The organism is Streptomyces sp. NPDC034084, assembly GCF_055575535.1.
Genome location: NZ_JBVISK010000003.1, coordinates 882,275 through 892,953, shown reverse-complemented (window position 1 = coordinate 892,953; position 10,679 = coordinate 882,275). Strand labels below are relative to the sequence as shown.

Here is a 10,679-nt window from a genome sequence, read left to right as displayed (position 1 = left end):
AATCCCATTCATTCGACGGAGCTGCAGCTCACACACCCTCGGCTGCAGACACCGCTCAAGATCCCCTGGTCAGGCGCGTTCCCTCGTCCCTTTGCAACCGTCCAACCCGAGACACGGAACATCAGATCAGAGCCACTTCAATTGCCCGACAGGGAACGAGAACTCACACCGGTGCGCACCGGTGCGGTGGTGCACCCATCCAGTGCGCACCGAGTCCATCCGGTGCGCACCATCGTCCATCCGGTGCGCTTCCACTCGGTGGGCACCGCCGGCAGCGTCCTGGCCGCCGGTGCGCGCACCGGTGCGGCCGGCGCGCGGGAGTGGTGCGCACCGGGTGGACTCGGTGCGGTGGAGTGGGCCCGGGTGGAGACGGTGGAGGCGGTGCGTTTCTCCTTGACCTGAGCCGAGGTCAAGGAGAAACGCACCGGGTGGATGTGCGGCTCCACTCACGTCGATGTCGTCCACTTCCGCTCGGTGGGCTCCACTCGGTGGAGTGGATGGCGAGCACGGTGGCGTCCACTCCCGGACGGTGGACTCCACTCAGTGGAGTGGAGCCGGGCGTCGTCGGTGCGCACCACCGCACCGGGTGCGCACCATCGGGTCCACTCAGTGGCCGGCCTCCCGGCCGCGGTGCGGTCCGGGTTGCTCTGGGCGGTGCGCCTGCTGGTCGGCCGGGCGCACCGCGTCGGCGTCGGCCTGTGCGGTGTGGCGGTGCGCGCGGGCGCGGGAGTCGTTGACCATCTTGGTGGCCGCCTCCTGGATGCGGCGCAGCCGGTCGGCGGTGAGATCGAGGGCTTCCACGTCCGTGCGGGACTCCCGCAGGGCCCGCAGCGCCGTCATGTCGATCGCCTCTGGGCGCCCGGCCTCCGGCTCCTGGGCGTCGTGCTCGGGGTCGGCCGGTTCGGGCGCGAGCAGCTGCTCCACGTCACCGGCGCCCTTCAACACGAACAGCCACCACCGCCCCCGGCCAACCGGCCGGGGGCTTCGTGCATCCTGGAGGAGTTCGCCGTGCCCACGTACGAGACCCTGCCGCGGTTCACCGCCGACCTGGACCGCCTCACCCCCGCACAGCACCGCCGCTTCCGACAGGCGTTGCGCCTGGTGATCTTCGCTGCGGTCGTGCTGGCACTGGCTTAACCAGCAACCCAAGCATGAAGGCGGGGCCTGCCGGGCTGATGTCGAGGTACTGCTGAATGCTGCCGGACGGCACCTTCTGGCGAGCCTGTGCGGCGTTGGGGAGGACGTAGCAGCACGGGCGTTGCCGTCCTGGGGGCGGCAGGACGGAGCGCCGGCGGCAGTGTGGCGGATCGGCGGCGTGGTCGTTGGGCCGGTGGTGTTCGGCTGCCGCCTGTGTACGGCGCAGCGCACAGGGACGGCCGTGCGAGTGGTGCGATATGTCCCGCGGTGGGAGCGGGTGTGCGTGCGGCACGGGCGGTGGCTCTTGGACGCGGACGCCGATCAGCCCCGTGAGTACCTGGACGTTCGGCATCTGCCGGAGGTCGCCGCGGCGCAGCGGCGGTGGGCGGGGGTGGCGCGGCGGGCCGTGCGGGCCGGGGCCGAGCCGGAGCGGGTGTTCGCTTTGGCTCATGCGGTGGTGGCGCGGTGGTGGGAGCAGGCCTATGGCTGGGAGCGGGAGACGATCTGGCCGCGGCGCCTGCGACTGGTCGCGGGCGGTGATGCTGGGGGTGATCTGGAGTGGTGGCGGATCGTGGGGCGGGACACGGTTGTCTTCCCCGAGGTGGTGGCGGTCGCCGACGCGCTGCTGGATCCGGGTATGGCGGAGCTGGTGTGGGTGGACAGTGGTGCGGGGCGTCCGCGGGCGCTGCCGGCTGACGGGATGTTCTGCCGCCGGCTCGGGGAGCGCCTCGGGCGCGCGTGGCTTGGGCCGTTGGCGGCGACGGATCAAGGTGGTCCGCTGATCGCGTGGATGGGCGGCGTCATCCGTCGGCGCCGCGGAGCCGGCGGCCCGCCGGGGTACGCGGACGATCCGTGGTGGGTGCGCCAGGAGCATCAGCCGGTGACGATGGCGGGGCGGTTGCGGGTGCTGGGCAAGGAGAAGCGGGCGCCGGGTTCGGGGACGATGTGGCGGGCGGTGGTACCTGCGGAGCAGCGGATGCTGATCACCAGCACGCTCGACAGCGTCCAGGAGCAGCTGCTGCAGCTGCGCGGCGTGCAGAGCGGTCCGACCGCGGAGGTCGCCCGGCAGCTGCTGCGCGGTCTGGGGCACAGTGCCGGTCTGATCGAGGCGGCCTGGAAGCGAACCGCGGTGGCGACGGTGAACGGCGGAGTGCCGTTGGAGGAGGTGGCCCGGTGGGCGGACATGCCCGCCGAGGTACTCAGAAGCATGCTGGCGTCGGGCAAACAAGAAGACGGCGGCTGAGAACGACGGGGTGACGGGTGCGTCGGCTGTTAGCTGATAGGGCACTTGTTTGTGGCAGAAATCCTGAAAACAGCGGCGGCGTCTGCCGGCGGGAGCGGCTTGGCTGACGCAGGTGATCAGCACAGGAGCGCCCCGGCCTGGAGGCCGGGCAGGGCGAGCGGCCGTGGATCGAGGGAGCGGGTTCGAGGCGGTGTTCCTCGACCCGGTGGGGCAGTCGGTCCAGCAGCGGTGGGCGGATGCCGCCATGACCGTGGCGTTCGAGGACTTGCCGCCGGTGTCGGCGTTCCCGGTGGTCCCGGGGCGGCGCTGGGGGCCGGGCCTGTGGTGGTCGGCGACCACCGGGCGGCACGTGGCGGCTGGGTCGAACGCGATGCGTACCCAGCTGATGGTCCTGGACCGCGACCCTGACGTGACCGGGCTCGCGGGACGGCCGGTACGGCTGCTGTGGCGCGATGGACGGGGACGGGTGCGTTCCTGGGTGCCGCAGATGTTCGCCCGGTACCGCGACGGCACGGGTCTGCTGGCCGACTGCCCCAGCCACCCGGAAGCCGGCGGCGAACGTGCTTTGAAGGCTGCCGAAGCGATAGGCGCGGCGTGTGAGGAGATCGGCTGGACCTACCGGCGCCTTGCGCCGCTCGACGAGGTGCCAGCCGCCAATCTGAAGTGGCTGGCCGGCTACCGCCATCCCCGCAACGCCGGCCGCCCGGGCCTGATGCCCTCGGTTCTGGAGGCGTTCGCGCGGCTGCGGCCGCTGCTCGTGGGAGCCGAAGCTGTCGGTGACCCGATCGAGGTGCTTCCTGTTGTCTTCCACGCCCTGTGGCACGGACAGCTCACGACGGACCTGGAGGCGCCGCTGCACGAGTGCGTTCTCGTCGGCCCCAGGGGCTGGGACGGTCTGGGGGAGACGGGAGGTGCCGGGTGAGCGCGCGGCGCAATGCGCGGCCGGCCGTGGCGGTCGGGGCGCATGTCCGGTTCCGCGGCGTGAAGTGGCAGGTGGTCGCTCTGTCCGGGCAGACCATTCACCTCGTCGGCCCGGACGGCGATGGCGAGGCGGTGCTCGCCGGGTACCTGTTCGCCGATCCCGGCTTCAGCGTCATCGGGGCCGACGAGCCGCATGCGGCCCCGCAGTGGGGGCTGTTCGAGACCGCGCCCGCCGCAGCGCGGAACAAGGCCCTGGCCTGGCAGGGTCACGTGAGGGAAGTCGAATGCGGCCTTGCCGACGGGCCCGGCAGCGGTGGAGTGGTGCGGGAGCAGTACGACCCCGCACGGCACACGCTGGCCGAGCGGGAGCAGGCCAAAGCCGAGGAGCTGACCGCACTCGGCTTCGGGCGGGTGTCGCGTACCACGGTGCAGCGCATGCGCCTGGCCTACCGCAAGCAGGGCCTGTGGGGGCTCCTGGACCACCGCACCACCCGCGCCTCCAGCCCTACCGGGCGCTCCGACGAACGGGTCGTCGCAGCCGTCCGTGAGGCGCTGCGCCGCCGGCGCGGACGTTCCAAAGGCACCGTCAACGGCCTGTTCCCGCTGATCAACCAGATCCTTGCCGACCGGCACGGGCCCGGTACAGTGCCCGTGCCGTCCCAGGCCACGCTGTACCGTCTCGTCACGACGCTCGCCCGCCCCGGTGAACTGCCCAGTGGTCCGGTGCGGCAAGTGCCCGCCAGCGTCGAGGGGCGGGCCTTCACGCCCGCCACCGCGCTGCGGCCGGGCGAGCAGGTCCAGATCGACACCACCCGCCTGGACGTCCTGGCCCTCTTCGACGACGGGCGCCTGTCCCGGCCCGAGCTGACCATCGCCGTCGATGTCGCCACCCGCGCCATCCTGGCCGCCGTGCTGTGCCCGAGCGCGACCAAGGCCGTGGACGCGGCCCTGCTGCTGGCGGAGATGGCCGTCCCGCACCCGGCCAGGCCGACCTGGCCGGACATCCTGCGCATGGACCACGCCCGCGCGCTCCCCTACCAGCGGCTGGCCACGCTGGACGAGCGCCTGGCCGGCGCGGCGGCCCGGCCGGTCGTGTTGCCCGAGACGATCGTCGTCGACCGGGGCAAGGTCTTCGTCTCCGCCGCGTTTACCGCCGCCTGCGAGACCCTCGGCATCAGCGTCCAGCCCGCCCCGCCCCGCGCCCCCACCGCGAAGGGCATCGTCGAGCGGACCTTCGGCTCTATCAACGCCCTGTTCTGTCAGCACCTGCCCGGCTACACCGGCTCCGACGTCGCCCGCCGCGGCCCCGACACCGCGAAAGACGCCTGCTACAGCGTCGCCCAGCTCCAGGACCTCCTCGATGAGTGGCTGGTGCACTACCACCACCGGCCCCACGAAGGGCTGCGCCACCCGATGATGCCCAGGAAGGCCCTTACTCCGAATGAGATGTGGGCCGCGCTCGTCGCCGTCGCCGGACACGTCCCTGTCCCGTTGACCGGGCGTGACTACCTCGAACTGCTGCCCGTGCGCTGGCAGGCCATCACCCCCGCCGGCATCACCATCCACCACCGCACCTACGACGCGGACCTCCTCGCCCCGCACCGCGGCCAGGCCTCCCCCGTCGCCGGCCGCGGCGGGAAATGGGAGATCCACTACAACCCCCACGACGTCCGCCAGATCTGGGTGCGTCTACCCGACGGCGAACTCACCGAGATCCCGTGGATCTACCGCGACCACGTCCACCGGCCCTTCGACGAACGCACCTGGCAGCACATCCGCACCCAGGCCGTTGACGGCAACCACGGTGACGCCGAGCAGTACGAAGCCGGCCTCGCCGACGCCCTCGACCAGCTCATGCGCCGCGTCCACAGCGGCCACGCCACCAAAACGGAGCAGGCCCTCCTGGCCCGCACCGCTCACATCCCGCTCCCCGAAGCCCGCGACGGGAACCACGACACCGAAGCACCCGCCGACAGCCCGGCACAGCAAGACGCCGGAGACAGCGACGACAGCATCGACGACCTCGACGACCTGCCCGACGGCGTCAGCACCTCCCCGGCCGCCGGATTCGGGCTCTACAACGCGCACGAGGAAGCCGCCACATGGTGAACCCGAGCCGGCCAAGCGCGGACAGCACACAAGGCGGCACCGACGAAAGCGGGAGACCGAGCTGTCCTGGCCGCTGACCACCTGGCGGGGCTGGCACCGCTTCGCCACCACCGACCCGCCCGCCCCTCCCCAGCCCGACGACCCGCCCCGCAGTACGGAGGAGCGCCTGGCCTATCACTCCGCGTTCGTCACCATCCGCACCCCCGTTATCCACACCCTCGCCGCCCAGGTCCGCACCCTGATGATCCTCGGCCGCCATCAGCAGACCACCGCACGGCCCTCGCTGATCGTCACCGGACCCGCCGCAGCTGGGAAAACGACCGCGCTCCTGAACGTCGGGCGTACCTGCCACCTCGCCCACATCCGCAAGAACCCCGCACCGCCCGGATCAGCCCACGCCGTGGTACCCGTCGCGTATGTCCTGGTCCCGCCCGGCGCGACCGCGAAAACCCTCGTCACCGAATTCGCCCGCTACCTCGGCATCCCCATAACCGCGCGTATGACCCGGACCCAGATCACCGACGCCGTCTGCCACACCTACACCCAGGCCGGTGTCCAGCTGGTGATGATCAACGAGATCCACCGCCTCAACCCCCGCACCACCACCGGCGCCCAAACCGCCGACCTGATCAAAGACCTCAGCGAACGCCTGCCCGCCACGTTCGTCTATGCCGGCATCAACGTCACCGACACACCCCTGTTCACCGGCGTGCGAGGCGCCCAACTCGCCGGACGCGCCACCCTCGTCGACTGCGGCCCCCTCCCCGCCCGCCACGGCACCCGCCACCCCTTCCGCGACGTCATCACCGACATCGAAAACGCCCTCGATCTCGCCCACCACACACCCGGCACCCTCCCCCGCCACGCCCAATACCTCCACCAACGCACCGCCGGCCGCATCGGATCCCTCACCCGCCTCATCCGCCAAGCCGCCATCACCGCCATCCACGACGGCACCGAACGCATCACCAAATCAGCCCTCGACGCGGTACAACTCGACCACCTCGCCGAAACCCACCACCGCCCCCACCGAAGCCGATAAAACCACCTACCAGGCAGACAGAACAGGCCTGACCCGCACAAACACCAACCGGTCCTTTACACACGAGAACTACCTACAACAGACAGCGCCCCGCTCAGCGCAGAACACATAACCCCAGCCCACACACCCCGGCCACCCCCGCCGAACCACCGACACCGCCTCTCAACAGACCCACAACATCCCACGCCATCAACGACCCGGCACACCAACAAAACCCCCTCCCAGCGTTACCGGCGGGCGGCCCGTTGGATCCGCCAACATGACCCAGCGCTTCGGGGCGTTTCTCAACCGAGCAGGGCTGCGCCGCATCATGACCTACGGCACTCGACCGCCACCCTGCTCCTGGAGCAAGGCGTCGACCTCGTCGTCATCAAAGAATTGCTCGGGCATGCCAACATCGGCGTCACCGTCGGCTACGCCCACGTACGGCTCCGTCTCCAACACCAAGCCATCGACACTTTCAACGACGCACTCGGCACGGACAACGACGGCCTTGGCGACCCACCCGCCGCAGGAGTCGTCCGCTGACGTTGCCGTCAAAACATCGAAGACCCCCTCCGCAACAGCATCGCGGACGGGGTCTTCGGTTATTCGACCAAAGGAATGATCGGCCAGTTCTTTACCGCGTAATTTCGCTGGCTTTAATCCGTCGAACCGCAATCAACTAGTCTCGCGAGGAACTCGTCAAACGATTGGGCTACTCGCCGAGGTATGCGGTCTTCATCGATGTACGCGACGGCAGGTTCACCTTCTGGGCCACACTCGGAATAGTCGAGCATTACCGTGTCGTGTCCAGCTGAAGGCGTATCGCAAATCACTACACCGATTTGCGGATACTCCCATTCGGCGATCAAGTATGAGCTTCCCCGACCGGATGGCGAGTCAATTCCCCAGACCCCGCCAATTCCCCTAATCCCGCTGATCTCGAAATGGTCGTCAGCCCAGGATGTCGGAAACGCCGTGGGGTAGCAGCGATGCCGTGGGCTTCCTCCGTTCCGTACGAGCAGCAAGTCGATGTAGCTGCGTGGCAGGACGACTCCGAGGTCCTCCTCGGCTCGACGGATCATGTCGCCGTCGAGCCGAGGTCCGGTGTAGTAGTCGCTATCTTCGAACACATCCACCATCAGAAACCTCCGGTATGCCCGGTGTCGGCGTGGATTTGCCTCTCGATGAGCTGCATGAGCCCAGGACCCAGCGCCACGCCTGCTGCTTGCCGGCATCGCAGCGCGAGGCGGCGAAGGTGGTGGCGTTGCAGGGTTCGCCGGGGTGGTTGCCGAAGACGGGGACGGTGGAGACCGAGTTGGTGTCAGCGTGGCCGCCATCCACCTTGTTGAGGCCGAAGTGGTACTTGGTGCCGTCGGTGGTGGTGACGGTCCAGTACTCGCCGTTGTTGTCGCCGTTGGCGGTGCCGCCTTCGAGAGCACGGGTGTGGTGCTGGATGCGGGTGCCGTCGCCGCGCTGGGGACGGTAGATCTCGGTGTCGGCCTCGGGGTCGCTGCCGGTGGGGGCGTCGCGGACGAGTTCGGTGGTGCTGCCGCCGAGGGACATGACGGCGTTGTAGGACACCCAGCACAGGTCGCTGGTCTTGTCGGCCTTGGCGGTGTTGTTGGGGGTCTCGTCGTCCAGCTTGTGGGTGTCGTCCTTGCAGGTGCGGTAGCGGCGCTCGATGAAGCCGGGGCTGTAGTCCCAGCCTTCGCCGATCCAGGACGCCTGGGGCGAGGAGACGGCGGTCTTGCCGTCGACGGTCTGCGAGTTGTAGGAGAGCGTGACGTTCGGTGCGGGGCCGGCCGGGGCGGGCGGCATGGTCATCGGGTAGGACCAGGTGAACGCGCCGGAGGAGCCGCCCGCGCTCCATGTGCCGCTGGAGGCGAGCGGGGTGGCCTTGAAGGATCCGCCGGGGCCGGCGCCGGAGTCGACCGCGCCGATGACGGCCTTGTCGCCGCCCGTGGTGGTGGGGGTGGCGGTGGTGTAGGAGGCCTGCATGACCGCGGGGCCGGACTGGGTGGTGCTGGTCGTGGAGGTGGGGGTGACGTTCCGTCGGCGGCGGTGTCGACCGTCGCCTTCACGGTGTGGGTGACGGGGTCGTTGACGGTCTCGAGTTCCTCGTAGGCCTGGCACGACTCGTCGAGGGGCGTGGTGAGGTAGCACTCGGGGAACTGCACCAGGCGCAGGCGTGAGGCCCAGTCGGCTCCGTGGAGGAGCTCGAAGGATTTGTAGTTGAGTGCGACGTTGATGGGCACGGAGCCGGTGGCGGGTGCCTGGACCGTGATGAGGGTGCCGACCTTGAGGGCTTCTTCGACGTTCTTGCTGGTGTCGGTGCTGCGGTCGACGGTGCTGCGGTCGAGGACGCTGAACTGCCAGGTGCCGGTCGGGGCGGGCTGATCGGCCGCCTTTCCGGCGAGGATGGGGAGGTCGGAGATCTGAGTGAGCGGGCCTTCTTCGGCCGTCGTCGTCGTGATGACGGTGGTTGCCGAGGCGGGGCTGACGGCGGAGCCGAAGGTGAATGGCTCGGTGTCAGGGGCCGGAGTGGTCGTGGTGCCGGCGGGTGCCTGCTGCAGATCGGTGGGGACCTCGGCCTTGAGGGTGTTGAGGTCCTTTTCGAACGTCTGGCCGTCGGCGGGCTTGTCGACCTCGATCTTTTCGAGGGCAAGAGGGTCGGTGTCGACGATGGTCTCGCGTCCGGTGTCGACGTTCGCCGGGTCGGGCGGCATGGCCAGGGACTGGGCGGGCAGCAGGCCCACCAGCAGTGCGGCTCCGATGGCGGGTATGGCGGTGCGGCGGGCCCGACGGGTGCGGCGGTGACGAGCGAACAAGGCGGGGTCCTCCGGACCACTGGGAGCGGGAACCGGAGTCGGACCGCAGGTGATGACAGTTCAGATCGGCAGATTCTGCGGGTGGATCGTGAAGGAAAGCCAGAGGTTATGACACTGCTGTGATTATCTTCACGGAACGTAACCATTCAGCTACGGGCAAGCCTGTCGGTAAGGGTTTCTTCCGGCGAATCAGCTGGTCAGAGCATCAAGAAGACCGTCAAACTGCGTGATGACTACATCAAGGAGTGAAACACCCGACCCCGGCTTCACTTCAGGCAGATTTCGCAGCTTCTGTACCCGGCACGGGCACGAGCGGAGCAGACATGGAGAGGCCAGGGGCCGGACTGGCAGGGCTCGGGAGGCACGGCGCGGTGTCCGCCCGTCCCCGGGGAGGCAGGTGACGGCGCGCGGTTGATGGGACATCATCGGCTCGCCCGGCCATGCCTGCGCGCAAGGTGTTCCGCCCCGGACTCCCCCGCTATGACGTCATGGCCGGCTTCGTGGTTTCAGCCGGTGCCCTGAGAGCCCCGGATTCTGGGAAGTTAAGGGGTTCTCTCCTGATGAGACAGATATGGCAACGGCCCGTGACCCGGCGCGTGAGCGCCTTGGTGACCGCGGCCGCACTCGCTACGGGCGGCCTCGCGTACGCGGGCTTCCAGGCCGTCTCTCCCGACGGTGGGTCCGCGGGGACGGAAGCGGGCCGGAACGGTGAAAGCGGGCCCCGGACGGTGAGTCAGGCGTCCGCGGCCTCGCTGGCCCGTAAGACGGGCAAGCCGGTAGAGGTCACGGCGCTGCGGACGATCCGTTCGACGACGTGGGCCCGTCCGGACGGGCTGACGACGAAGAAGCTGTACGCCTCTCCGATCTGGGCCAAGGTCGGCCAGGAGTGGAAGGCGATCGACACCACGTTGCGGCGGACGGGCAAGGGCTGGGCGCCCGCGGCCACGAATACCCCCCTGGTGTTCTCCGCCGGCAGCAAGGCCGGCGGCGCGGAGCGGGCGTCGCGCGCGCACGTGCGCCGTATCTCGTTGGTGAAGGGTTACAAGGCCGAGGCCGGCACGGGGACTCCGCTGGTCACGCTCACCGTTGGCGGCACGGTCGAGATTCCCGAGCTTCACGAGATCCAGTTGACCTGGCCCGGGCCCGTTCCCGCGCCGGTCATCGACGGATCGCGGGCGCTGTATCCGGATATCTTCCCCGGTGCCGACCTGGTGCTGACGGCCGAGGACGACGGCTTCGCGCAGCTGCTCGTTCTGAAGAACCGGCAGGCCGCAGCCGACCCGCACGTCGCGCAGCTGTCGTACGGGCTGTCCTCGTCCACGCTGTCCTTCCGTCTCGACCCCGCCTCCGGCATCGTGGGGGCCGAGGACGCGGACGGCCGGGAAGTGGCGCTGTCGCCGACGCCGGTGATGTG

At 69.5% G+C, this 10,679-nt stretch carries 10 protein-coding genes and 1 pseudogene; 8 read left to right on the top strand and 3 right to left on the bottom strand.

Translation table 11 applies throughout. The features are described from left to right. Positions 1–402: hypothetical protein (locus tag ACZ51I_RS15090; RefSeq protein WP_468875592.1), on the top strand; the 402-nt coding region annotated here is incomplete at its 5' end. A 204-nt stretch (positions 403–606) separates the two neighbouring features. On the opposite strand, the gene ACZ51I_RS15085 is transcribed toward ACZ51I_RS15090, so the two are convergent. Continuing rightward, a complete protein-coding gene (locus tag ACZ51I_RS15085; RefSeq protein ID WP_468875590.1) occupies positions 607–945 on the bottom strand; it encodes a hypothetical protein in 339 nt (112 codons plus the stop codon). 63 nt (positions 946–1,008) lie between these two features. On the opposite strand from ACZ51I_RS15085, the gene ACZ51I_RS15080 reads away from it, so the two are divergent. The 6 genes and pseudogenes from ACZ51I_RS15080 to ACZ51I_RS15055 all read left to right on the top strand — a co-directional run. Continuing rightward, the gene (locus ACZ51I_RS15080; RefSeq protein ID WP_468875588.1) at positions 1,009–1,137 is read left to right on the top strand and encodes a hypothetical protein; all 129 of its coding nucleotides are present in this window, start codon (positions 1,009–1,011) and stop codon (positions 1,135–1,137) included. Positions 1,138–1,441: 304 nt separating this feature from the next. Then, a complete protein-coding gene (locus ACZ51I_RS15075; RefSeq protein WP_468875586.1) occupies positions 1,442–2,380 on the top strand; it encodes a DNA-binding protein in 939 nt (312 codons plus the stop codon). Positions 2,381–2,570: 190 nt separating this feature from the next. Beyond that, a complete protein-coding gene (locus tag ACZ51I_RS15070) occupies positions 2,571–3,302 on the top strand; it encodes a TnsA-like heteromeric transposase endonuclease subunit (RefSeq protein ID WP_468875584.1) in 732 nt (243 codons plus the stop codon). After that, on the top strand, positions 3,299–5,410 hold the full coding sequence (locus ACZ51I_RS15065) for a Mu transposase C-terminal domain-containing protein (protein ID WP_468875583.1): 2,112 nt from the start codon (positions 3,299–3,301) through the stop codon (positions 5,408–5,410). The genes ACZ51I_RS15070 and ACZ51I_RS15065 overlap by 4 nt, the downstream gene beginning before the upstream one ends. A gap of 61 nt (positions 5,411–5,471) precedes the next feature. After that, entirely contained in the window at positions 5,472–6,452 is a 981-nt protein-coding gene (locus ACZ51I_RS15060) for a TniB family NTP-binding protein (protein WP_468875663.1), read from the top strand. A gap of 235 nt (positions 6,453–6,687) precedes the next feature. Then, positions 6,688–6,980 (top strand): annotated as a pseudogene (locus ACZ51I_RS15055) (tyrosine-type recombinase/integrase); the annotation flags it as partial. A 113-nt stretch (positions 6,981–7,093) separates the two neighbouring features. On the opposite strand, the gene ACZ51I_RS15050 reads toward ACZ51I_RS15055, so the two are convergent. Both ACZ51I_RS15050 and ACZ51I_RS15045 read right to left on the bottom strand, forming a co-directional pair. Next, a complete protein-coding gene (locus tag ACZ51I_RS15050; protein ID WP_468875661.1) occupies positions 7,094–7,519 on the bottom strand; it encodes an SMI1/KNR4 family protein in 426 nt (141 codons plus the stop codon). 34 nt (positions 7,520–7,553) lie between these two features. Beyond that, on the bottom strand, positions 7,554–8,435 hold the full coding sequence (locus tag ACZ51I_RS15045) for a hypothetical protein (RefSeq protein WP_468875581.1): 882 nt from the start codon (positions 8,433–8,435) through the stop codon (positions 7,554–7,556). 209 nt (positions 8,436–8,644) lie between these two features. On the opposite strand from ACZ51I_RS15045, the gene ACZ51I_RS15040 reads away from it, so the two are divergent. Beyond that, positions 8,645–9,388, top strand: coding sequence for a hypothetical protein (locus ACZ51I_RS15040; protein WP_468875579.1), 744 nt, complete (start codon positions 8,645–8,647; stop codon positions 9,386–9,388). Positions 9,389–10,679 lie beyond the last annotated feature (1,291 nt).